The following is a 22,365-nucleotide window of genomic DNA, read 5'->3' as shown; positions in this document are numbered from 1 at the left end:
ATACTCCTGGGGGGATGGGAGCGCAGTCGGTGGCCGTGGGGGACGGCCGGAGGGACGGGAAGCTGGGGGGAACCGCCCGTCCGAGTGCTCAGGGGCCCTCGGCCGCCCGTGCACGCTCCAACTCTTCCACGTCCGAGGGCGAATACGTCGCCTCGATCTGCATGTCGTTGCCTCCGCGGAGCACATTGGCCGTCTTGAGACCTCGGATGACGAGCCGGGGAATGGGCCGGTACGTGGTCCGGCCGTCGTGAACCGGCCGGGTGCCCACGCCCTGGCGCAGGGCGACGGCGTGCAGCCACACGTCGTCGGCCCGGGGCGCGCACGCCGTGAACCCGCTCCCGGCCTCGCGCAGGGCGTCGAGCAGGCGCGGCGGGTAGAGCACACCGGAGGTGCCCGTGGCGAAGGTCAGCAACGAGGCTCCCGCGGGGGCGCCGGGCACCCAGGTGGCGTAGGGCTGGATCCGTCCCGCCTGCACGCGCATGCGGTGCGCCCGGTGCGCCACCACGTCGCCGGGGTGCCGCTCGTGGACGGCGAGCAGCTCCTCCAGCCACGTCCCGCCGTAGAGGACGTCGTCGTCGGCGATCACCAGGGGCAGCTCGTGCCGGGCCTCGGACCGCACGTAGGGGTAGTACTTCTTGTGCGGGCCCCAGTCCTCGGTGGCGCGGATCTCGAGGCCGCGGCGCACCAGCCGGGCCAGCGGCGCGGGGGGATCGGCCACCACGGCGGGGTCCTCCAGCCACAGGATCAGCCGCCGCGGGCGGACCGTCCCGTGCGCCATCGACTCGACGGCCAGGTGCACCGTGCGGATCCGGCTCCCGTAGGAGGTGAGGCTGACGACGACGGGGGCGTCCCCCCGCACGGGCGTCCCCACGAAGCGGTTGCGCGCCCGGAAGTACAGCGCGCTGCGGCTGGTCCGGAACGAGTGCAGCCAGCTGCGGACCAGCGCACGGGACAGCACCCACCGCAGGGGGTGGGACCGCCGTCCGGCCGACCGGGAGCTCATGCCGGGGGCGTCAGCCCGGCGCGCGCCGCCGCGCTGCCCAGGTGCAGGACACCCGAGTCGGTCGTCACCGCGATCCAGGAGAAGCCCTGCGCGCGCAGCGCGGCCGCCCGCTCCGGGGACCCCGCGAACGCCCCCGGCAGCACACCGGCCGCCCGGCACGCGCGCACGATCACCGGCAGGGGCGCGTCCTCCGCCGTGTCCGCGAGCAGGTCGTCGACGTCCCGGCCCAGCGCGAGGGAGAGGTCGAAGGGCCCCACGAAGACCATGTCCAGGTCCGGGGTGGCCGCGATCTCCTCGACCGCGGCCACTGCCGGGGCGGTCTCGACCATCACCGCGCACCGGGGGCGCGGCATCGACGCCGCGCCCCCGGTGGAGTCCCGGCTCCCGGGCAGGGGACCCCAGCTGCGGGCGCCCCGTGGCGGGTAGTGCGCCGCGGCCACGGCAGCCTCGGCCTGCCCGGCGCTCTGGACCAGGGGGACGATCACGCCGTCCGCCCCGGCGTCGAGGGCCCGGCCGATCGCCGTGGGGTCGTTCGCGGCGACCCGGACCAGCACCGGCGCCGCCGCCTCGTGCCGCAGGGCGAAGAGGCCGCGGAGGGCGGCGTCGTCGAAGTGTCCGTGCTGGGCGTCGACGCCGACCCAGTCGAAGCCGGCGCGCTCGAGCGCGAGCGTGGTGCGGGCGTCGCCGAGCGTGGCCCACACACCGGTGCGCACCGCGTCCGCGGGAAGGTCTGCGTCGGTCATGGCCTCATGATGGCAGGGGGCGGACGGGGGCACGACCTCGCCGCGAGATTGCGACGACGCCGCCGGCGACGACCGTGACCAGCCCGGCGAGCACCGCGACCCAGACCGCCACGGCGGAGTACCCGCCGGCGGTGGCGTAGGGGTCGAGGAACGGATAGGGATACCAGTAGGGCGCGCCGGTGGCCTCGTCGAGCACCCGGGGCGCCCGCACGAGGGTGTAGACCACCCACAGCACCGGGTAGACGGCCGTCCAGCCGACGACCCGCCACCGCACCGGGCGCCGACCGGGCGCGAGCAGCCAGTCCAGGAGCACGTAGACGGGCGCGATGAGGTGCAGGACCTCGTTGGACCACTGCTGCTCCAGGCCGGCCGGGAGCGGGATGCCGCGCAGCAGCACGTTGTAGACCAGCCCCGTGACGACCGTGTACGTGGTGGCCGCCGCGCGCAGGGCGCTGAACGCTCCCGGCTCGGCGCCGGGACCGCGCAGCAGCAGTCCCGCCCCGACGGCCAGGACCACGGCGAGCAGCAGGCTGCTCTGGATCGTGAAGTAGCTGAAGAAGTTCGCCACGTCCACCGCGATGTGGCGGTCACCGCGGTCGACCCAGAACTGCAGGCTGACCCGGAACTGTCCGAGCACGGCCGCGACCATTGCCGCGGCCGCGGCCGCACGGGTCACGGCGAACAGCCGCCTCATGCCCGGTCCCCTCCTCCGTGCCCGGTCAGACCTCCACGGCGGCCAGCACCGGCGTGGTGGGCGTCTCGGATCCGCCGGCGGGCTCAACCGTCATGGCCACCGCGCCGGCACGGTCGACGTCCCCCTTCAGCCACACCTGCACCTGCCCGCCGCCGAAGTGCGCGTCCGGCACCGGGGAGCCGTCCTGCATCAGCCACAGCTGGTACTCGCGCCCCTCCTCCGGGTCCGGGAGGTCGGCAGCCACGAGCATGGCCGCGTCCTCCTGCTCGGAGACCACGAGGGTGGCGGCGCTCCCGTCGACCTCCAGCCGGTGGGTCGCCACGTCCGCGGCGGCCAGCAGGCGGGCCTGCCGGTCCTGTTCCTGCGCGGCGAGCTGCTGCTGCTCGCGCTGCTCCGTCTGCGTCCCGATCGCCCAGCCGCCCAGGGCGGCACCCGGCAGGAGCACCGCGGCCGCCGCCGCGACGGCCAGCCGCTGCCGCCGCTGCCGCCGGCGCTCCGCCAGGGAGACGACGTCCGCGCCGGACCCCGGGCCCGCCGAGCTCCCGGAGGAGGCAGCGCTCGGCGGCTCGGCGGGCGACGTGGCCGGCGTCCCGGCGGGTGCCCCGGACCGGGTCCCGTGGATGGCGGCGAGGACGTTCGCGCGCAGGGCCGGCGGCGGCTCCTGGGCCACCGCCGAGGCCAGGGCAGCGCCGACCTCTCCGAACGAGTCCACCTCGGCGCGGCACGCCGCGCAGCCCCGGAGGTGGTCCTCGAACGCGGCACGCTCCTCGGGCTCGAGGGCGTCCACGGCGTAGAGTGCCGCGTCCCCGTGGACGTCGTCGGACCGGTCGTCCCCCTGCATGTCGTTCACCGCTGCACCCCCAATGCTGAGCGTAGATTGTTGAGCCCGTCCCTGATCCGTGCTTTCGCCGTGCCCAGTGGGACGGCCAGGTGCTCGGCGACCTGTCGGTGGCTGTAGCCCCGGTAGTACACCAGGCAGACGGCCTCGCGCTGGAGCTCGCTCAGGGATCCCAGCCCCGTGCGGACCTCCTCGGTGTCCAAGGACTGCTCGACCTCGCCCCAGGTCTCGTCGGAGGGCGGGCCCGCCTGGCGGAGCTCGTACTGCTCGTCCCGGACGCGTTCCCGCTGGCTCTGCCGGATCCGGTCCACCGCGCGCCGGTGGGCCATGGTGCACAGCCAGGCCAGCACGGTGCCGCGCCGCGGATCGAAGCGCTCCGCCTGCTGCCAGGCCATCAGGTAGACCTCCTGGACCACCTCGGCGGCCAGCTCCGGGGAGCGGGTCAGCCGCACCACGAGCCCGAACAGCTTCGTGCACGTGGCGTCGTACAGCTGGGCGAAGGCGGCCTCGTCCCCGGCGGCGCTGCGCCGCAGCAGGTCGGCCAGGTCGTCGGTCCCGCTGGAGGAACGGGACTGGGTCCCCGCGCCGCAGCCGCGGCCGGTCGATCCTTCACTCACGCGATCTCGCTGTTCACTCGGGGGGCAACGCCTCGCCCGCCACCCGGGCGAGGACAGTCCTGTACCGCAGACTGCCACATCCGACCGGTGCCGCACTGTCGACACACGCTGTCCTTCCATGCCGGGTGTTCGTCACCGGACGCCCCGCGGATGGGTCCGCGGCGCGTCCGGACGGTTCCGGGGCCGGTCCAGGACCCCGGTCCGGCACCCGGTTCCGGGGCGCCGATCCAGGAGGCCGAAAAAAACTTTGCGGCGGCACCCATCCGGGGCCGCCCCGGCGCCGAACCCCCTGTGCACACACCGAATGTGCGCACACGGCACGACCCCCGGTACGACACAGGAGAAACTGATGCGCAAGTCCACGTTCCTCGCAGTCCCCACCCTGGCCCTCGGCGCCCTCACCCTTGCCGCCGCCCCCGCCTCCGCCCACGCGGAGGACACGTGGTCCTCCCAGGCGACCCTGAACACCCTGAACAACTCCGGCACCACCGGCGACGTCATGGTCGACGTCCACGGCACCGAGGCCACCGTCACGATGAACGTCACCGGTGCGGCCGAGACCTTCATGGACGGGCCGTTCCCGCACGCCCAGCACATCCACATCGCCGCCCAGGGCGTGTGCCCGCCCCCCACCGCGGACACCGACGGCGACGGCGTGGTCTCCACCCCGGAGGGTCACCCGTTCTACGGGATGATCGGCACGTCCCTGACCACCGAGGGCGACACCAGCGCCGACTCGGCCCTGGCCGTGGAGCGCTTCCCCGGCGGGTCCGCCTACACCTACGAGCGGACCTTCGAGCTGGACGCGGCCACCGCCGAGTCCCTGCAGAACGGCACCGCGGTCGTCGTCGTCCACGGTGTGGACCCGGCCAAGATGCCGGCCGCCGCCGCCGAGAAGATGAGCTCGCTGAACGAGGAGCTGCCCCTGGCCGCCACTCTCCCGGCGGCCTGCGGCACGCTGACCGCCTCCCAGATGGGCGCGATGCCCGAGGGCGGCGCCGACACCGGCGTGACCCAGGAGACCGGCTCCGGCACCGAGACCGCGGCGCTGGGCGGCGGCCTCCTGGCGGCCGTGGCCGGCGGCGCCTGGGCGCTGCGCCGGCGCGCTGCCCGGGCCTGATCCCACGGGACGGTTCCTGTCATGACGGGATCGACCACCGGTCGCCGCGGGGGCCTGCTGGCCTCCGCGGCGACCGCCGTCCTGCTCGCCACCGGCTGCGCCGCCGGATCCGGTGACGGCCCCCCGGCCGCCTCCGGCAGCACGTCCCCGGCGGCCTCGAGCAGCGCCACCGGCACGCCCTCCCCCACGTCGTCGTCCACGGCGGCGCCGTCGCCCACGGGAACACCGCCGGCCGCACGCGCGACGCCGACCGCCGCCCCCGAGGGCCGCCCCGCGGTCCTCGACGCCTCCGAGCCCGTCTCCCTGACCGTGCCGTCCACGGGCACCCGATCCGAGCTGCTGCACCTGGGTCTGCGGGAGGACGGGTCCCTGGAGGTCCCGCCCGAGGGCCCCGGGTCCCCGGCGAGCTGGTACACCGGCTCCCCCACCCCCGGCGAGCGCGGTCCGGCCGTGCTGCTGGGCCACGTCAACGCCACCGGCGGCGGCCCCGGGGTCTTCGCGGACCTGCGGCAGCTCGCTCCCGGGGACCGGATCGAGGTCGCCCGGGAGGACGGGAGCACCGCGGTCTTCGCCGTCGACCGCGGGGAGCAGTACGGCAAGGACGACTTCCCCACCCTGGAGGTCTACGGCAACACGGCGGACGCCGAGCTGCGGCTGATCACCTGTGACGGCTACGACCCGGCCACCGGTGAGTTCGACGACAACTACGTCGTCTACGCGTCCCTGGTGTCCTGAGCCGCCTCGACGAGCACGACGACGCGGTCCTGGACCGCGCGCGGGCCCCGTCCTCCCACGCCCGGTGCCTGCGTTCGAGGACGGTCGTTCCCTAGACTCGGACCGGTGAGAACGACCGTTCTCACGCGCAGTGCGAACGACCGAGAGGAAGAACCTCCATGGGGTACATCAGCGTCGGCACCGAGAACAGCACCGACATCGAGCTGTACTACGAGGACCACGGCAGCGGGCAGCCCGTGGTGCTGATCCACGGCTATCCGCTGGACGGGTCGTCCTGGGAGAAGCAGACCGTGGCCCTGCTCGAGGCCGGCCACCGCGTGATCACCTACGACCGGCGCGGCTTCGGCAGCTCCAGCAAGCCCACCACCGGCTACGACTACGACACCTTCGCCGCGGACCTGAACGCCGTGCTGACCCACCTCGACCTGCAGGACGCCGTCCTCGTGGGCTTCTCGATGGGCACCGGCGAGGTGGCGCGCTACCTCGGCACCTACGGTTCCTCCCGGGTGGCCAAGGCGGTCTTCCTCGGCTCGCTGGAGCCCTACCTGCTGCAGACGGACGACAACCCCACCGGCGTGCCGCAGGAGGTCTTCGACGGCCTCGCCGCCGCCGTGGCCGCGGACCGGTACGCGTTCTTCACGGAGTTCTTCGGCAACTTCTACAACGCCGACACCTTCCTCGGCACGGACCGGCTCAGCCAGGAGATCGTGGACGCCAGCAAGAACATCGCGTTCCGCTCGGGCGCCGTGGCCTCCGTGGCCGCGCAGCCGACCTGGCTGACCGACTTCCGCGCCGACATCCCCCGGATCGACGTCCCGGTCCTGATCGTGCACGGCACCGCGGACAACATCCTGCCGATCGACGCCACCGGCCGGCAGTTCACCAAGGCGCTGCCGGAGGCGCGCTACGTCGAGATCGAGGGCGCCCCGCACGGCATGCTCTGGACGCACGCTCCCGAGGTGAACGAGGCGCTGCTGGACTTCCTCGCCGACTGACCGGCCCGGCCCCGGATCGGCCGGGGGCGCCCGCTGGTGCGATCGATAACGAATGTGTAACGTAACGTCACGAGAACATCCCCCCGCGTTCTCCCGGACCATCGGCGTCCCCTGCGCGGGTGGTCCCACGGCCCCGGCCCGCCTCTCCCGGCGGACCGGGGCCGTCGTTCGTGCCTGATCGGCCCCCGGCCGGGGGCCGATCAGGCACGTGCTGCGGCGGTGCCGACCGCTCAGCCGCGGGGGTCGCGGTCCGGGCGGACTCCCCCCGGACCCTCACCGGGCCGGTCCGTGCCGCCGGGCCGGTCCGTCCCGCCGAGCCGGTCCGTTCCGCCCGGCCCGGCGCCCGGGGACCGGTCGTCCGGCGCGGTCCCCCCGGCGCCCCGGTGTCCGCCGAGGTAGTCCCGGGCCTTCTGCTGGACCGAGTCCACGTGCCGCTCGTACTTCCGTCCGGTGCGCTTGTCCACGAAGTTCCCGGCCTGGTCCAGGACCTTGTTCACCTTGTCCGGGTTGCGCTGCGCGAGCTGCTTGGCCTTCGCCGTGAGCCCCTTGAGGTTCACCATGACGTCTCCTTCCGAGAGCGGTCACCGCCGCGAGTCCGCCGCGGTGCTGTCACGACTCCATCATGCAGAGCTGTCGCCGCGCTGGCCAGCACCTGTGGCCCGCCCCGCCGGCCCCGGCACTGAATATGCTCCCGAAGGCATACTCGGGCCGGGGCGGCGGTCAGTCCCGCTCCAGCGGCAGGGCGGGGGCCAGGCGCCGCAAGGACGTGAAGGTGGGGACGAGCGCCTCGTACAGCTGCTCGAAGACCGGCTGCAGGGACGCGTAGACCGCGGCGTCGGCCGGGTCGGGGCGCAGGGTGGAGTCCACCTCGACGAGGTCAGCGGCCACGTCGATCGACTCGATGAGCCCCAGCGCCTGCATCCCGAGCAGCGCCGCGCCGAACCCGGAGCCCTCGTGCCCGGACGCGAAGGAGATGTCCGTGCCCAGCACGTCGGCGAGCATCTGCCGCCACAGGGAGCTGCGCGCGAACCCGCCCGTCGCCCGGATCTGCTCCACCCCCAGGCCTGCCGAGCGCATCGACTGCAGGACCAGGCCCAGCTGCTGGCACACCCCCTCCAGGGCCGCGCGCACCAGGTGCGCCCGCCCGTGCGCACGCGTGAGCCCCACGTAGGCGCCCCGGGGCAGGGAGCTCCAGTGCGGGGCGCGCTCGCTCAGCAGATAGGGCAGCATGAGCAGCCCGCCGGAGCCGGCGGGGACGCTCTCGGCCAGCGCGCACAGGGCCTCCTGGGAGTCCTCACCGAGGTCCGGGGCGAGCGCGTCGCCCGCCCAGCCCAGGACCACGCCCCCGTTGTTGATGGCCCCGCCCACCACCCAGCGGCCGGGGGTCAGGGCGTAGCAGAACACCCGGCCCAGCGGGTCCACCACAGGACGGTCGACGACGACGCGCAGCGCGCCGCTCGTGCCGATCGAGCAGGCGGCCACCCCGGGCCGCACCGCCCCCAGCCCCAGGTTCGCGAGGGGCCCGTCGCTGGCGCCGACCACCACCGGCGTGCTCTCGGGCAGGCCGGTGGCCCGGGCGGTCGCCTCCGTGAGCCCGGGCAGGACGGTGGTGGTGGGCACCAGCTCCGGCAGCTGCTCGGGCAGGATCCCGGCCAGGGCCAGGGCCTCGTCGTCCCAGGTCAGTTCGTGGATGTTCATCAGCCCCGTGGCGGAGGCCACCGAGTGGTCCACCACGAGGGCGTTGCACAGCCGCAGCAGCACGAACTCCTTGATGCCGGCCCAGAAGGCGACCCGCTCGCACAGCTTGGGCTCCTGCTCGTGGAACCACACGAGCTTGGCCAGCGGTGACATCGGGTGCACGGGGGTGCCCGTGCGCCGGTGCAGCGCGAGTCCGCCCACGGCGGCGCGCAGCCGCTCCGCCTGCGCACTGGCCCGGGTGTCGGCCCAGGTGACGAGCGGGGTGAGGGGCTCCCCCTCGGGCGAGAGCCCGAGCAGGCCGTGCATCGCGGAGCTGAAGGACAGTCCGGCCACGCGCTCGGCCCCGACCTCCTCGACCACGGCGCGCACCGTGTCCAGGACGGCGCGGAGGATCAGCTGCGGGTCCTGCACGGCGTGGCCGCCGTGCGGCTCCTCCAGCGGATAGCCCGCCGAGGCGGAGGCGAGCTGCTCGCCGCCCACCGCGAACGCCACGGTCTTGGTGCTCGTGGTGCCGATGTCCACCCCGAGCACCACGGTGCCGGCGGTGGGATCTCCGTGCGGCCCGGTCATCAGCGGGTCTGCTGGCCGAAGGAGACGAGCACCTTGCCGGAGGCCGCGGAGTCCCGGGCCGCGGAGAAGGCCTCCAGGGCCCGCTCGGCCGGGATCTCGTGCGTGACGACGCCTTCGATCCCGGGGTGGGCGGCGAGCAGCTCGATCGCCTCGTCGATCTCGTCGTCGAAGCGGAACGAGCCGCGCAGCTGGAGTTCCTTTGACACCAGCGGGGCCAGGTTCACGGGCCTGGCCTCGTTCGGCACCATCCCCACCTGGACCACCACGGCCCCCCGTCGCGCCGCCGCCAGCGCGGGGCTCACGGCCGCGGGCACTCCCGAGCACTCCAGCACCACGTCGAAGGCCTCGGCCGGGAGCCGGTCCGCCCCGATCCGGACCGTGCCGTGCACACCCAGGGCCCGGGCCCGCTCCAGCGGGCCCTCGAGGACGTCGGTGGCCACGACCTCCGCCGCGCCGCGGGCCAGGGCCCCGGCCGCCGCGAGCAGCCCGATCGGCCCGGACCCGGAGACGAGCACCCGCCGGCCGGCCACGTCCCCGGCCACGGTCAGCCCGTGCAGCGCCACGGCCAGCGGCTCGGCCAGCGCGGCCCGGCGCAGCGGGAGGCCCTCCGGGAGCACCCGCACCATGTCCGGGCGCACCAGCAGGTACTCGCTCATCCCGCCCTGCGTGTGCGGCCGGGTGGCGGCGCTGCCCAGGTAGGCCCCGCCCGGCCACAGGTGGCGCCGGTCCTCGATCCCCGGCTCGGGGGTGCCGAACGTGGCCGGGTGCACCGTCACCGGGGTGCCCGGTGCGAGCTCGCCCGCGGGGTCGAGGTCCACCGTCCCGGAGACCTCGTGGCCGGGCACGAGCGGCTCCCGGACCACGTACTCCCCGTTGGCGCCCTCGGCCCAGTAGTGCAGGTCGGACCCGCACACCCCGCCGTAGGCGATCCGGAGCCGGAGCTGCCCCGCGGCCGGTTCCGGAATGGGCTGCTCCTCGACGCGCAGGTCCTGCTTGCCGTGGATGACGATGGCTCTCATGGGTTCTCTTCCTGGGACGCCCGGATCAGCTGGGACGTCCGGATCGGTGAGTGGCGGTTTCGGATCAGACGACGGAGGTCATGCCGCCGTCGACCAGGACGTTGTGCCCGGACACGAAGCTGGAGGCGTCCGAGCACAGGTAGATCAGCGTGCCCACGAGCTCCTCGACGCGCCCCCAGCGCTGGGCCGGGGTGCGGTCGACCACCCACGCGTTGAACGCCTCGTCCTCGATGAGGGCCTGGTTCATCTCCGTGGCGAAGTAGCCGGGGGAGATCGCGTTGACCTGGATGTTGTAGCGGGCCAGGTCGGCGGCCATCCCCTTGGTGAGCATGACCACCCCGCCCTTGGTGGCCGAGTACGGGGCGATGGTCTGCCGGGCGAGCACGGACTGCACCGAGGCGATGTTGACGATCTTGCCGGAGCCCCGCTCCTGCATCCCGGGGACCACGGCGCGGGAGACGTGGAAGGCGCTGGAGAGGTTCGCCGCGACGATGTCCTCCCAGTCCTGGGCGGTGAACTCGGCGAACGGGGCGCGGCGCTGGATCCCGGCGTTGTTCACCAGGATGTCCGGCACCCCGTGCTCGGCCACCACCGCCTCGATCCCCGAGCGCACCGCATCGGCGTCGGTGAGGTCGAAGGCGGCCGTGGCCGGTGCCGTGCCCGTGCGGCCGGCGATCTCGTCGCGCACCCGGACGAGGGCCTCGCCGTCGCGCCCGTGCAGGACCACGCGGGCGCCCGCCTCGGCGAGGCCCGCGGCCAGGGCCCGCCCCAGCCCCCGGGAGGACCCGGTGACGAGGGCGAGCCGGCCGGTGATGTCGAAGACGCTGTTCATGTCCACCTCAGGCGATGTAGAAGATGACGAGCACGATGGCGAAGCCCACCACGGACTGCAGGGCCTGCTGGACGGTCCACGTGCGCAGCGTGGTCTTGACGTCCATGCCCATGAGCCGGCCGACGAGCCAGAAGCCGGAGTCGTTGACGTGGCCGGCGAAGACCGACCCGGCGGCGGTGGCCAGGACGACGGCCGCGACCTCCACGGCGTTGAAGCCGCCCGCGGCCACGGCCGGGGCCATGAGGCCGGCGGCGGTGACGAGCGCCACGGTGGCCGAGCCCTGGGCCAGGCGCAGGACGACGGCGATGAGGTAGGCGGCGAAGATGACCGGCAGACCGATGCCGTCCAGGGAGGAGGCCAGGGCGTCGCCGATGCCGGAGGCCCGCAGGATGCCGCCGAACATGCCGCCGGCGCCGGTGATCAGGATGACCGAGGCCACCGGGCCCAGGGCCGAGTCGACGACCTTCTCCAGGGCGGTGCCGTGCTCGCCGCGGCGGGTGCCGAGGACGAACAGGGCCACGAGGACCGAGATCAGCAGGGCCACCGGGGACGCGCCGACCATGGAGAGCGCGCCGTACCACGGGGCGTCCTCGGAGACCGTGCCGGCGGCGCGGAGGAAGTCCAGGCCGGTGTTCATGAAGATGAGCACCAGGGGCAGCAGGAGCAGGGCGATGATGGTGCCGACCTTGGGCGGGTTGGCCGGCTGGTCGTCGTCCATCTCGCCGAACAGGCCCGGCACGGGCAGGATGAACTTGGAGCCCACGCGCTTGCCCCACAGGTAGCCGGTGACGTACCAGAGCGGGAAGGCCAGCAGCAGGCCGATCAGCAGGACCATGCCGAGGTCGGCGCCGTAGAGCTCGGTGGCGGCCACGGGGCCCGGGTGCGGCGGCACGAAGACGTGCATCACCGAGAACGCACCGGCGGCGGGGATGCCGTAGAGCAGCACGTTGGTGCCGCTCACGCGGCGGGCGACGGCGAAGATGATGGGCAGCATGACCACCAGGCCGGCGTCGAAGAAGATCGGGAAGCCCATGATCAGCGAGGCGATGCCGAGGCCGAAGGGGGCCCGCTTCTCGCCGAAGATGTCCACGAGCTTGTCGGCGAGCACCCTGGCGCCGCCGCTGTGCTCCACGAGCTTGCCGAGCATGGCGCCGAGGCCGATCAGCAGGGCCACCGAGCCGAGCGTGCCGCCGAAGGCCTCCACGGCGGTGTCCACGATCAGCGCCGGCGGGATGCCCGTGGCGAGCGCGGTCAGCAGCGCCACGAGGATCAGGGTCAGGAACGCGTGCAGCTTGAACTTGATCACCAGGATCAGGATCAGCGCGATGGCGGCGGCCGCGATGCCCAGCAGGGGGGCGGTTCCGAGGGTTTGTGTCCAGTCTTCCACTGAGGGTCTCCGTGATCTCGGGCCTGCACGCAGGCCTTTCGGGTGCTCGTCGTGATCCACGACACGCGCTAGGCTGACAGAAAGATCATACTTTTGGCAACAGCGGGCACGTCATGGGCGCCGCGAGAGGGACGGGGCCGGGATGCACGGGGTGGAGCAGCACAGCGGCGTGCTGGATCGGCTCGGCCGCAGCATCGCCTCGGGCGACCGCGTGCCCGGCACGGTCCTGACACTCGCCGGCCTCGAGGAGGAGTTCGGGGTCTCCCGCACCCTCGTGCGCGAGGTCGTGCGGGTGCTCGAGTCCATGGGCATGCTGGAGTCGCGGCGTCGCGTGGGCGTCACCGTGCGGCCGCCCCGGGACTGGAACCCGTTCGACCCCCGGCTGATCCGGTGGCGGCTCGGCGGCCCCGGGCGGGACGCCCAGCTGCTGAGCCTCACCGAGCTGCGCGCGGCGATCGAACCCATGGCGGCCCGGCTCGCCGCCGCGCGGGCGGACGAGTCCACCCGCCGCCGTCTCGTGGAGCTGGCCGCCCGGCTCAAGGAGCTGGGCCAGGCCCACCGCGGCACGGACCCGGAGTACCTGGCGATCGACATCGCCTACCACGAGCTGCTGCTGGCGGCCAGCGGCAACCCCATGCTCGCCGCCCTGGGCGGGGTGGTGGCCGAGGTGCTCTCCGGGCGCACCGCGTTGGGGCTCATGCCCCGGGACCCCGCTCCCGGGGCGCTCGAGGACCACGAGGCCACGGCCGCCGCCGTCGCCTCCGGGGACGCCGCCACGGCCGAGGCCCGGGCGCGGGCCGTGGTGACGGAGGTGCTCGAGGAGGTCGCCGACGGGACCGGGTGACGCCCCGGTCCTGCCGGCGGGCGGACCGGACGACTCGTAGGCTGAGCCCATGGGCATCTCCGAGACCGACCGCGGGCACCTGCGACGCTGTGTGGAACTGGCCCGCGAGGCCCTCGACGCCGGGGACGAGCCGTTCGGCTCGGTGCTCGTCTCGGCGCGAGGCGAGGTGCTGTTCGAGGACCGCAACCGGGTGGCCGGCGGTGACGCCACCCGGCATCCCGAGTTCGAGATCGCCCGCTGGGCAGCCGCTCACCTCGCCCCGGGAGAGCGCTCCGCGGCCACGGTCTACACCTCGGGCGAGCACTGCCCCATGTGCTCGGCCGCGCACGCCTGGGTGGGTCTGGGCCGCATCGTCCACGCCTCCTCCTCCGCGCAGCTGGTCCGGTGGCTGCAGGAGCTCGGCGTCCCGCCCGCCCCGGTCGCGGCGCTGCCGATCGCCCAGGTGGCCCCGGGCGTGCCGGTGGACGGCCCGTGCCCCGACCTGGCCCCGGAGGTGCGGACCCTGCACGCCACCCGCCACGCCCGCTGACCCCCTCTCCCCCTCCGCTGCCCGCCACTGCCCGCGAGGTTGCCCGGGGCGGTGACCGGGCACGGTCGCGTCGCCGTGAGCCGCGATCTCGGCGCGGGGTGGCCAGGGCCCCCGCCCGGAGGCCAGGATGGGAGGGTCCCTCCGGCGGGCGCGCCCCCACCGGAACCGATCGACGAAGGGAACGACCGTGGTGGACATGGGAGGATTCGCGGACAAGGCGAAGGACTTCGCGGAGCAGCACCCGGACAAGGTGCAGCAGGGCATCGACCGCGGCGGCGACGCCGTGGACGAGCGCACCGGCAACAAGTACGAGAGCCAGGTGGACCAGGGCCAGGAGAAGGCCGGGGACTTCCTCTGCACCGGCCAGCAGGACCAGAAGGACCAGCAGAACTGATCCCCGGCAGCCCCCCAGCCCCCGCCCGCCGACCGGCGCGCGGGGGCTGCGCCGTTCCGGCCCCCCTCCCCCGCCGAGGTGGCTGGAGGAGGGACCGGGTCAGCGCAGGGCTGCGGCCAGGTAGGGAGCGGTACGGCTCGACGGGCACGCCGCGACCTCGGCGGGGGTGCCGGCGCAGAGGATCCGCCCGCCGGCCTCGCCGCCGGACGGGCCCATGTCGATCACCCAGTCCGACGACGCCACCACGTCCATGGCGTGCTCCACCACCACCACGGTGTTGCCCGCGTCCACGAGCCGGTTCAGCTGGCCCAGCAGCGCCTGCACGTCCTGGGGGTGCAGCCCGGTGGTGGGCTCGTCCAGGAGGTAGAGGGTGTGCCCGCGCCGGGCCCGCTGCAGCTCCGCGGCCAGCTTGATCCGCTGGGCCTCGCCGCCGGAGAGCTCGGTGGCCGGCTGGCCCAGCCGCAGGTAGCCGAGGCCCACGTCGAGCAGGGCGCGCAGGCTGCGCGCGGCGGCCGGGACGTCGGCGAGGAACTCCGCGGCCGTCTCCACCCGCATGCCCAGCACGTCGGCGATGCTCCGGCCCCGGTGGGTGACCTCCAGCGTCTCGGGGTTGTAGCGCGCGCCCCGGCAGTCGGGGCAGGGGCCGTAGGTGCCGGGCAGGAAGAGCAGCTCCACGGCGAGGAAGCCCTCCCCCTGGCAGGTCTCGCACCGCCCGCCGGCCACGTTGAAGGAGAACCGCCCGGCCCCGTAGCCCCGGGCCCGGGCCTCGTCGGTGGCGGCGTAGAGCTTCCGGACCGCGTCGAAGAGCCCGGTGTAGGTGGCCAGGTTGGAGCGCGGGGTGCGGCCGATGGGCCGCTGGTCCACGCGGATCAGCCGGTCCAGGTGCTCCAGGCCCTCGGCGGAGCCCACCCGCGCCCCGGGGGCGGGCGCCGCCTCGTCGTCGCCCGTGGACCCCGGCCCGCCGTGCAGGTGCCGGCCCGCGGTCTCGGCCAGGACCTGGCTGACCAGGGTGGACTTGCCCGAGCCGGAGACCCCGGTGACGGCGGTGAGCACGCCCAGGGGGATCTCGGCGTCGAGGTCGACGAGGTTGTGGCGGCTCACCCCGCGCAGCTGAAGCCACCGCTCGGGCCGCCGGGCGGCGGGCGCCGGTGCGGCGGTCGCCGGGTCCGGGAACAGGAACGGGCGGGTGACGGACGCGGGGACCTCGGCCAGCCCCGGCACGGGACCGCTGTAGAGCACCGAGCCGCCCCGGTCCCCGGCCTGCGGGCCCACGTCCACGACCCAGTCGGCCCGGCGGACCACGGCCATGTCGTGCTCCACCACGAACACCGAGTTGCCGGAGGCCTTCAGCTCCTCCAGCACCGCCAGCAGCGGCTCGGCGTCGGCCGGATGCAGGCCCGCGGAGGGCTCGTCGAGCACGTAGACCACCCCGAACAGTCCCGACCTCAGCTGGGTGGCGATGCGCAGCCGCTGCATCTCCCCCGGGGAGAGCGTGGGGGTGGACCGGTCCAGGCTCAGGTAGCCCAGACCCAGGCCGAGGAGCACCTCCAGCCGGGCGAGCAGGTCCCGGGCGATGGTGACGGCCGCCTGGCTGCGCTCCCCGGAGGTCACCGCGCGCGAGGCGGTCCCGGCCTGCTCCAGCCCGGCCGTCGGGCGCACCGCCTCGGCCAGCTCGGCCAGGGTCGCCCCGTTGAACTCTGCGATGGTCCGGCCCCCGAAGGTCACGGCGAGCGCCTCCGGGCGCAGGCCGGCGCCACCGCACACCCGGCACGGGCCGGTGACCACGAAGCGCAGGGCGCGCTCGCGCATCTGCGGGCTCGCGGAGTCCGCCAGGGTGTGCAGGACGTGGCTGCGGGCGCTCCAGAACCGGCCTTTGTAGGGCTTCGCCACGCGGTCCCGCTGCGGGGTGATCTCCACGACCGGCTGCTCCTCGGTGAACAGGATCCAGTCCCGGACGTCCCGGGGCAGCTCCTGCCACGGGACGTCGACGTCGTGGCCCAGGTGCACGAGGATGTCCCGCAGGTTCTTGCCCTGCCACGCGCCGGGCCAGGCGGCCACCGCGCCCTCGCGGATGCTCAGCCCGGGGTCCGGGACCAGGGAGGACTCGGTGACGTCGTGCACGGTGCCCAGGCCGGAGCACTCGGGACACGCGCCGGCGGCGGTGTTGGGCGAGAAGGCGTCGGAGTCCAGGCTGCCCTCGGCGCCTTCGGGGTAGGTGCCCGCCCGGGAGAAGAGCATGCGCACCGAGTTGGACAGCGTGGTCAGGGTGCCCACCGTGGAGCGGGAGCTGGGGGCGCCGCGCCGCTGCTGGAGGGCCACGGCGGGCGGGAGACCGGTGATCTCCTCCACGGCGGGGTTGTGCCCCTGCTGGATCAGGCGCCGGGCGTAGGGCGCGACGGACTCCAGGTAGCGCCGCTGGGCCTCGGCGTAGACGGTGCCGAAGGCCAGGGAGGACTTCCCGGAGCCGGAGACGCCGGTGAAGGCGACGATCGCGTCGCGCGGGATGTCCACGTCCACGTGGCGCAGGTTGTGCTCGGAGGCCCCGCGGACCCGGACCATGCCGGAGCGGGCGGCGACGGGGACGATGGCCGCAGTGGTGTCGAGGTCGATGCTCACCGCGTCCACCCTAGCGACCGCGGGCGCGCGGCGGGACTCAGCCGGTCCGGTGCCGGTCCCGGCCGATCGTCCACGCGGTGTCCGCGGGAGCGGGGTCCACCACCCACGCGGACCACTCGTCCAGGCCGGTGAACCAGCGGGCCCCGTCCCGGCCGGCCACCACGAGGGCCGTGGCCAGGATCCCGGCCAGGCGTGCGTCCGGGCCGACGACGGTCGCGGAGCGGGCCCCGGCCGCGGGCCGGCCGGTGCGGGGGTCGACGATGTGGGCGGGCCGTTCGTAGGTCCCGGAGGTCGAGACCGCCCCGTCGCCGGGCAGGACGGTCCACGAGAGCGCGCCGGGATCGTCCGGGTGGCGGATCCCCACCGCCCAGGGCTCCCCCGGTGCCGCGACCCCGCGGGTGACCACGTCCCCGCCGGCGTCGATGCACACGTTCGCGCAGCCGGCGCGGACCAGGTCGTCGGCGAGCCGCTCCGCGGCCCAGGCCTTGACGTAGCCGGAGGGGTCGAAGCCGCCGCGCACGGCCCAGGGGTCGAAGCAGCCGCCGGTCAGCAGCCGCCCCTCCCGGCAGCGGAGGAGCACGTCGAGCAGGGCCCCCTGCGCCGGGTCGCCCCGGGTGAGCCGGCGCTCGTCGAGCAGACCGGTCCGCAGGGCGGTCACCAGGGAGTCGGGCCGGTAGGTGGAGAAGACGGCGTCGACCCAGCCCATGTTGGCCACGGCCACGTCCAGGGCGTGCTGCACGACGCGCTCGGCCGGCAGGGCGTCCTCCCCGGCGCGGACGTCGACGGTCACCGTGGTGCCCCAGATCCGCTCCCGGTGGAGGTGCCGCCGGCCCTTGGGGCGGCGCAGCTCGACGGCGGGGGCGCTCATGACCGGACCCGGTCCACGAGCTCCCGGAAGGCGGAGCGGTAGCCCCGCACGGCGTGGTCGGCCCCGCTCACGGCGTCGATCCGCGCCGGCTGCCTCGTGAGGACCTCCTCCTGGAGGACGGGCACGGCGCGGTCGTCGGTCCACTGCGGGGGGCGGGGGGAAACGGCGGTGCGGTCGATGCGCTCGACTCTAGGTCGGGGAGCGGGGACCGGGCAGTGGACTTTCGGGCAGAGTTCCCGGGCCCCGGTGCCCGGAGTGCGCTCGGCGGGCGGCCCCGCCCCTCGCCGGCGCGGGGGTCGACGCGGAGCGGGGCCGGGCCGCGGTCAGTCCCTGATCTCGATGACCTGCAGCGGCAGGTTGGTGCCGGTCCCGCAGAACTCGGCCTGGCACTCCTGGATGAACCCGGAGATGACGGCCGGCCCCTCGTCGAAGGCCATGTTGAAGGCCACGGCCTGGTAGTCCATCTCGATCTCGCCGCCCTCACAGACCCACTGCTCGAAATAGCTGCCGTTGGCGATGCGCCCCTCGGAGACCCGCTGGGTCACGCTCAGGGAGACGAAGACGTTGCTGCCCGCGGTGCAGGAGACCGTGTAGGTGCCCTGGACGGCCGCCCCCTCGGCGATCCGCGTGGCGTCGCTGATGTCGGAGATCACCATCGCCTGCGCCGGTGCGGCCGCGGCGAGGCCGACTCCCGCCGCGAAGACGGCGGCCGTGACTGCCCTGGTGGTTCTTCTCATGGTTCTGTCCCATCCGGTGGAGAAGCGGGGACCGCTTCGCGACTGGTGCCGGCTCGCGGCGTCCCCCCGGACGCCCGTCGAACCCCGTGTCTGTACGACATCCCCAACGTAGGCGCAGGTCAGCGGGCACGGCCGACGTGGCGGGAAGATGACGGACACGATTCGGACACGACCTCGCCGGAAAGTCCTCCTGCAGGACGTGACGGGCGGAACGCGTTGCTCAGAAGGCGTCGTCGATCGGCACCGGGCGGCCCTGCCGGTCGAGGTAGTAGGCCCCGGCGTCGCCGATGTGGGCGGCGAGCGTGTCCTCGAACGCCTGGTCGGCCCGCTCGTCGTGGTGAGGACCGGGGTGACCGGCCGGCCGGTGGCAGCGCAGGACGTCGGAGCGGTCCTCGAGCCCGCACGTCGCGCCGTCCGCCGCCGGGCGGGCCGGCGGCGCCGGGCGGTCGGCCGCGGTGTCCCGCCCGAGCGCGGCGACGGCCACGAGCAGCAGGGCTGTCGCGGTGACCAGCGGCACGACCGGCGCGACCCGGGTGGACGCGGCCAGGACCAGGGCGAGCACGAGGAGCGCCAGCAGGGCGAGCACGGCGGCCCGTTCGATCGTGCGGTCGGGCGCACGGTGGCGCCCCGTCCCCCGGTCGGAGGCGCGGCGCGCGGTCCCGGGCACCTCTGGCAGTTCGGGAACGAGTGGCGTGGTCACGGCGGTCCTTTCGCGTCCGGCCCGTCCGCGGCGCACGACCGTCAGGACGAGCGGCACGGACCGGCGAGCGGCCCCGGCGGGCGGCCTCGGCCGGAGTCCCCCCGATCGTCCGTGCCGGGGATGGCCTCATCCTGACCCCGCGGGGCGGCCGACCGGAACCGTGTGCTCGTCCGTGACCCGCCTGCGACGACGCCGGGCACCCGTGGTCACCGGTCGGCGCCGCGGCGGGGCGGACCCGTGCCCCCGCGCTGACGTGCGGTGCCGCCGCGCGCCGGGGGGTCGCCGGTCCCCGCAGGAGCGCGCCGTCCGGCCCTGCCCCCTCTTGTGGGGCTGGACCGGACGGCGGTCGATCAGGGCGGGCACGGCGCACTCGCGCCCGCGCGGAGCCGAGCGGAGCGGAGCAGGGCCCCGGCGGGGTCAGTTCCCGCCCTGTCCCTCCTCCTGCTGGCCGTCCTCGTAGGGCAGCTCGCCCTCCGTGGCGCTCTCCTCCTCCGGCGTGCTCTCCTCCTCGCCGATGGTCTCCCCGCTGCCGGCGGTCTCCTCGGTCCCGGTGGTGGCCTCCTGCTCGATGCCCTCCTCGCCTCCCGGCTCCGTGTTGTCGCACCCGGTGACGCCCAGCGCCGCGAACGGCAGGGTCGCGATCACCAGCACCTTCCGCCACCAGTTCCTGTCCGCTGCTGCGGCCATGTCTCCTCCTCCGTGGGTTGTCGACGGACCTCAACACTAAGCCAGCTTCCGAACGCCCTCAAGGGTCGCCCCGCGCCCCACCGCGGACCTGTCCGCCGCGGCGGGCCGCACCGAGAGCACCCGGCCGGTCCAGCGCCGCCGGATCCACCGGTCGTGGGTGGCCAGCACCACGGTGCCCGGGAAGTCCTCCAGGGCCTGCTCGAGCTCCTCCGCCAGCGCCAGGGACAGGTGGTTGGTCGGCTCGTCCAGCAGCAGCAGCGGGGCGGGATCGGCGACCAGGGCCGCGAGCGCCACCCGGCGGCGCTGGCCGGGGGACAGCTCCCCGAGGGGGCGGGCGGCGTCCTCGTCCCGCAGCAGCCCGAGGTCGCGCAGGGTCGGGGCGCGGACGGGGTCCCGCAGGCGGGCGCGGTAGGCCGCCTCGGCGGGCACCGCGAGGTCCGGCCAGTCGTCCTCCTGGGCCAGGCGCCCGACGACGGCGCCGCCCCGACGCTCCACGGTGCCCGCGTCGGGGCGCAGCTCGCCCGCCAGCACGGAGAGCAGCGTGGACTTCCCCGTGCCGTTCGGGCCCTGGACCAGCACCCGGTCCCCGGCGTGCAGCACCAGGTCGGTCGGGGCCAGCCGCCCCGCGACGGCCGCCCCGCTCAGCCGGAGCAGGGTGCCGGCGGCGTCGTCGTCCGCGGTCCCGGCGATCCCCGCGAAGCGCAGCGGGGCCGGCGGCGCGCCGACGGCGGTGCGCTCGAGCGCATCGAGCCGCTGGCGGGCCGAGCGGACCCGGCCGCCGATGGTCTTGGCGGCGCGGTCGCTGTAGAACTTGCGCGTGATGCGGCCCTCGGACTTGGGAGCGGTGGTGTGGAAGATCTCCCGCCCGGAGACGTCGACGACCTCCTGCAGCCGCTGCCGCTCCTCCTGCTGGGCCGTGAAGCGCTCGCCCCAGCGGCGGCGGGCGGACTCGCGCCGGCCCAGGTAGGCCGAGTAGCCGCCCGTGGACACGGTGCCCTGCCGGGCCGGGCCGCCGGCGGACTCGTCCGGGCCCAGCGCGGGGTCGAGGTCGACCACCCCGGTGGCGGCGGCGTCCAGGAACCAGCGGTCGTGGCTGGCCATGAGCACGGGCCCCCGCCAGGCGGCCAGCTCGGCCACGAGGAAGTCCACGGCGGCGTCGTCGAGGTGGTTGGTCGGCTCGTCGAGCAGCAGGGCCGTGGGCCGGGACAGCAGCAGCGCGGCGAGGGCGAGCCGCCGCTGCTGGCCGCCGGAGACCTCCCCGATCCGGCGGTCCCGGGGCAGCCCGCCGAGGCCCAGGCCGCCGAGGACCGCCTCGATCCGGGCGTCGAGGGCCCAGAGGCCCTGGCGTTCCGCGTCGCGCAGGACGGTGTCGTAGGCGTCGGCGGTCGCCGGGTCGCCGGGGTCCTGGGCGATCCCGGCGGCGAGCGCGGCGAGGCGGTGCTCCAGGGCGCGGACGTCGGCGACGGCGTCCTCGACCACCGTCCCCACCGTGACCCGCCCGGGCAGGTCCAGCTGCTGCCGGAGCAGCCCGGTGCGCTCGGGGCGGTGGACGGTGCCGGCGGCGGGCACCAGCAGACCGGCGGCCAGGTGCAGCAGGGTGGTCTTGCCGGCGCCGTTCTCGCCGATGAGGCCGATGCGCCCACCGGCCGGAACGGTCAGGGAGACGTCGGTGAGGACGCGGCGGCCGGGAAAGCCGAAGGCGACGCCGTCCAGGCGCAGGTGCAGGGGGCGGTGCGGGGCCGAGGCCATGGTGGGGTCCTGTCGATGCGGGAGCGGGGCCCGCCGGGCCGGTGCGGCACCGGATGCGCGGAGCCGCACGGGCTCGGATCGACGGTGCCGGCCGCGGACGCGGGCCGGGGCATCAGGACGAGAACATGGCCCCAAGCTACGCCGGCGGCCGCCGCGCGGCAAGGACCCGGGCGACGACGGCGTCCAGGCGGCCGGCGCGGTGCGGCGGGTCGCGGCACCGCGGATCAGGCCGGGGAGCCGCCCAGCTGGGCGGCCAGGGACGGGAGGTCGGCCACCTCGAGGTCCGGCTGGGCGAAGTAGCCCGGGTACTGGGCTCCGGTGCGGTTGAGCCACGCCGTCCGCAGTCCCGCCTCGTGCGCCCCGTGGACGTCCCACGGGTGCACGGCGACCAGCAGCATCTGCTCGGCCGGGCGGCCGCACTGCGCCGCGGCGTAGGCGTAGGCGGACCGGGCCGGCTTCCAGGCCGGGGCGTCGTCGACGCTGAGCAGGGTCCGGAAGCGCTCCCGGACCCCGGCCCGGCCGAGCAGGCCCTCGGCCACGCTCGCGGAACCGTTGCTCAGCGTGACCAGCTCGGCCAGCGGGCTCAGGGCCTCGATCCCGGCGACGACGTCGGGGTGCACCTCCAGGCTCCTGAGCGCGGACAGGATCGAGCCCGCGGCGGCCTCGTCCGCCCCGTCGCCGGCCTCCGCCAGCAGGCGCACGAGGCTGTCCTGGGCGATCTCGGCGAAGCCCGCGTTGCCGCCGGCGGCCGTGACGGCGAAGCCGTCGCGGAGGATGCCGGCGAACCAGACCTGCGCCAGGTGGGCGGGGGCGCCGGCCGCGGCGAAGGCCTCCCCCAGCGGGGCCATGTCCGACAGGGTCTCGTTGACGTCGAAGACGATCGTCCGGGGACTGCTCACCACGTTCTCACCTCACGGTTGTCGATGCTGTGCACGGGTCCGGTGCACGGCCGGGCGGCGTGCTGACGAGCCTACGGTCCACCGCCCCGGC

24 protein-coding genes are annotated in these 22,365 nt (G+C 75.0%); 6 read left to right on the top strand and 18 right to left on the bottom strand.

Features of this window, described 5'->3' with window-relative positions:
- Positions 1-88: 88 nt before the first annotated feature.
- The 5 genes from PU704_RS14560 to sigK are packed head-to-tail and all read right to left on the bottom strand — an operon-like array spanning position 89 to position 3,895.
- Entirely contained in the window at positions 89-1,003 is a 915-nt protein-coding gene (locus PU704_RS14560; protein ID WP_083665045.1) for a hypothetical protein, read from the bottom strand.
- Complete coding sequence (locus tag PU704_RS14555; protein WP_277551820.1) at positions 1,000-1,746, bottom strand: HpcH/HpaI aldolase family protein; 747 nt, start codon at positions 1,744-1,746, stop codon at positions 1,000-1,002. The genes PU704_RS14560 and PU704_RS14555 overlap by 4 nt, the downstream gene beginning before the upstream one ends.
- A 4-nt stretch (positions 1,747-1,750) precedes the next feature.
- Complete coding sequence (locus PU704_RS14550) at positions 1,751-2,440, bottom strand: Pr6Pr family membrane protein (protein ID WP_277551819.1); 690 nt, start codon at positions 2,438-2,440, stop codon at positions 1,751-1,753.
- Between the two features lie 25 nt (positions 2,441-2,465).
- Positions 2,466-3,281, bottom strand: a complete 816-nt coding sequence (locus PU704_RS14545) for an anti-sigma factor (RefSeq protein ID WP_238986050.1) — start codon at positions 3,279-3,281, stop codon at positions 2,466-2,468.
- A gap of 5 nt (positions 3,282-3,286) precedes the next feature.
- On the bottom strand, positions 3,287-3,895 hold the full coding sequence (gene sigK, locus PU704_RS14540; RefSeq protein WP_075871925.1) for an ECF RNA polymerase sigma factor SigK: 609 nt from the start codon (positions 3,893-3,895) through the stop codon (positions 3,287-3,289).
- A 349-nt stretch (positions 3,896-4,244) separates the two neighbouring features.
- Between sigK and PU704_RS14535 the strand changes: the two genes are divergently transcribed.
- The 3 genes from PU704_RS14535 to PU704_RS14525 all read left to right on the top strand — a co-directional run bounded on the left by PU704_RS14535 (position 4,245) and on the right by PU704_RS14525 (position 6,745).
- The gene (locus PU704_RS14535) at positions 4,245-5,015 is read left to right on the top strand and encodes a hypothetical protein (protein ID WP_277551818.1); all 771 of its coding nucleotides are present in this window, start codon (positions 4,245-4,247) and stop codon (positions 5,013-5,015) included.
- Between the two features lie 21 nt (positions 5,016-5,036).
- Positions 5,037-5,750 (top strand): class F sortase, encoded by a 714-nt coding sequence (locus PU704_RS14530; protein ID WP_277551817.1) that lies wholly within the window; start codon positions 5,037-5,039, stop codon positions 5,748-5,750.
- A gap of 158 nt (positions 5,751-5,908) precedes the next feature.
- Complete coding sequence (locus PU704_RS14525; RefSeq protein WP_277551816.1) at positions 5,909-6,745, top strand: alpha/beta fold hydrolase; 837 nt, start codon at positions 5,909-5,911, stop codon at positions 6,743-6,745.
- A gap of 230 nt (positions 6,746-6,975) precedes the next feature.
- Here PU704_RS14525 and PU704_RS14520 read toward each other — a convergent pair whose 3' ends face one another.
- From PU704_RS14520 to PU704_RS14500, 5 genes are all read right to left on the bottom strand, one after another.
- Positions 6,976-7,305, bottom strand: coding sequence for an antitoxin (locus PU704_RS14520; protein WP_277551815.1), 330 nt, complete (start codon positions 7,303-7,305; stop codon positions 6,976-6,978).
- A 160-nt stretch (positions 7,306-7,465) separates the two neighbouring features.
- Entirely contained in the window at positions 7,466-9,013 is a 1,548-nt protein-coding gene (locus tag PU704_RS14515; protein WP_277551814.1) for a gluconokinase, read from the bottom strand.
- Positions 9,013-10,032 (bottom strand): L-idonate 5-dehydrogenase, encoded by a 1,020-nt coding sequence (locus PU704_RS14510; protein WP_277551813.1) that lies wholly within the window; start codon positions 10,030-10,032, stop codon positions 9,013-9,015. The genes PU704_RS14515 and PU704_RS14510 overlap by 1 nt, the downstream gene beginning before the upstream one ends.
- A gap of 64 nt (positions 10,033-10,096) precedes the next feature.
- Positions 10,097-10,864, bottom strand: coding sequence for an SDR family oxidoreductase (locus PU704_RS14505; RefSeq protein ID WP_277551812.1), 768 nt, complete (start codon positions 10,862-10,864; stop codon positions 10,097-10,099).
- A 7-nt stretch (positions 10,865-10,871) separates the two neighbouring features.
- Complete coding sequence (locus tag PU704_RS14500; RefSeq protein ID WP_047803805.1) at positions 10,872-12,251, bottom strand: GntP family permease; 1,380 nt, start codon at positions 12,249-12,251, stop codon at positions 10,872-10,874.
- Between the two features lie 142 nt (positions 12,252-12,393).
- On the opposite strand from PU704_RS14500, the gene PU704_RS14495 reads away from it, so the two are divergent.
- The 3 genes from PU704_RS14495 (at position 12,394) to PU704_RS14485 (ending at position 14,018) form a co-directional block, all read left to right on the top strand.
- On the top strand, positions 12,394-13,095 hold the full coding sequence (locus tag PU704_RS14495; RefSeq protein WP_277551811.1) for a FadR/GntR family transcriptional regulator: 702 nt from the start codon (positions 12,394-12,396) through the stop codon (positions 13,093-13,095).
- Between the two features lie 49 nt (positions 13,096-13,144).
- Positions 13,145-13,624, top strand: a complete 480-nt coding sequence (locus tag PU704_RS14490) for a nucleoside deaminase (protein ID WP_277551810.1) — start codon at positions 13,145-13,147, stop codon at positions 13,622-13,624.
- Between the two features lie 196 nt (positions 13,625-13,820).
- Complete coding sequence (locus PU704_RS14485; RefSeq protein WP_380113442.1) at positions 13,821-14,018, top strand: antitoxin; 198 nt, start codon at positions 13,821-13,823, stop codon at positions 14,016-14,018.
- Between the two features lie 99 nt (positions 14,019-14,117).
- Here PU704_RS14485 and uvrA read toward each other — a convergent pair whose 3' ends face one another.
- From uvrA to PU704_RS14445, 8 genes are all read right to left on the bottom strand, one after another.
- On the bottom strand, positions 14,118-16,577 hold the full coding sequence (gene uvrA, locus PU704_RS14480; RefSeq protein WP_277551868.1) for an excinuclease ABC subunit UvrA: 2,460 nt from the start codon (positions 16,575-16,577) through the stop codon (positions 14,118-14,120).
- A gap of 94 nt (positions 16,578-16,671) precedes the next feature.
- Positions 16,672-17,502: an FAD:protein FMN transferase gene (locus PU704_RS14475; RefSeq protein WP_075871917.1), complete on the bottom strand. Its 831-nt coding sequence runs from the start codon at positions 17,500-17,502 to the stop codon at positions 16,672-16,674.
- Positions 17,499-17,627: a hypothetical protein gene (locus PU704_RS14470; RefSeq protein ID WP_256363815.1), complete on the bottom strand. Its 129-nt coding sequence runs from the start codon at positions 17,625-17,627 to the stop codon at positions 17,499-17,501. Before PU704_RS14470 ends, PU704_RS14475 begins: the two co-directional genes overlap by 4 nt.
- Positions 17,628-17,825: 198 nt before the next feature.
- The gene (locus PU704_RS14465) at positions 17,826-18,239 is read right to left on the bottom strand and encodes a hypothetical protein (protein WP_139318492.1); all 414 of its coding nucleotides are present in this window, start codon (positions 18,237-18,239) and stop codon (positions 17,826-17,828) included.
- Between the two features lie 220 nt (positions 18,240-18,459).
- Positions 18,460-18,939 (bottom strand): hypothetical protein, encoded by a 480-nt coding sequence (locus tag PU704_RS14460; RefSeq protein WP_047803809.1) that lies wholly within the window; start codon positions 18,937-18,939, stop codon positions 18,460-18,462.
- A gap of 417 nt (positions 18,940-19,356) precedes the next feature.
- On the bottom strand, positions 19,357-19,626 hold the full coding sequence (locus tag PU704_RS14455) for a hypothetical protein (protein WP_277551808.1): 270 nt from the start codon (positions 19,624-19,626) through the stop codon (positions 19,357-19,359).
- 36 nt (positions 19,627-19,662) lie between these two features.
- Positions 19,663-21,375, bottom strand: coding sequence for an ABC-F family ATP-binding cassette domain-containing protein (locus PU704_RS14450; protein ID WP_082157427.1), 1,713 nt, complete (start codon positions 21,373-21,375; stop codon positions 19,663-19,665).
- Positions 21,376-21,599: 224 nt separating this feature from the next.
- A complete protein-coding gene (locus tag PU704_RS14445) occupies positions 21,600-22,274 on the bottom strand; it encodes a haloacid dehalogenase type II (RefSeq protein ID WP_053004955.1) in 675 nt (224 codons plus the stop codon).
- Positions 22,275-22,365: the final 91 nt, after the last annotated feature.

This window comes from Kocuria oceani, from assembly GCF_029524215.1.
Classification (GTDB): Bacteria; Actinomycetota; Actinomycetes; order Actinomycetales; family Micrococcaceae; genus Kocuria; species Kocuria oceani.
Note: the sequence above shows the minus strand (reverse complement) of the source record. Positions and strands in the feature narration are given on the sequence as shown.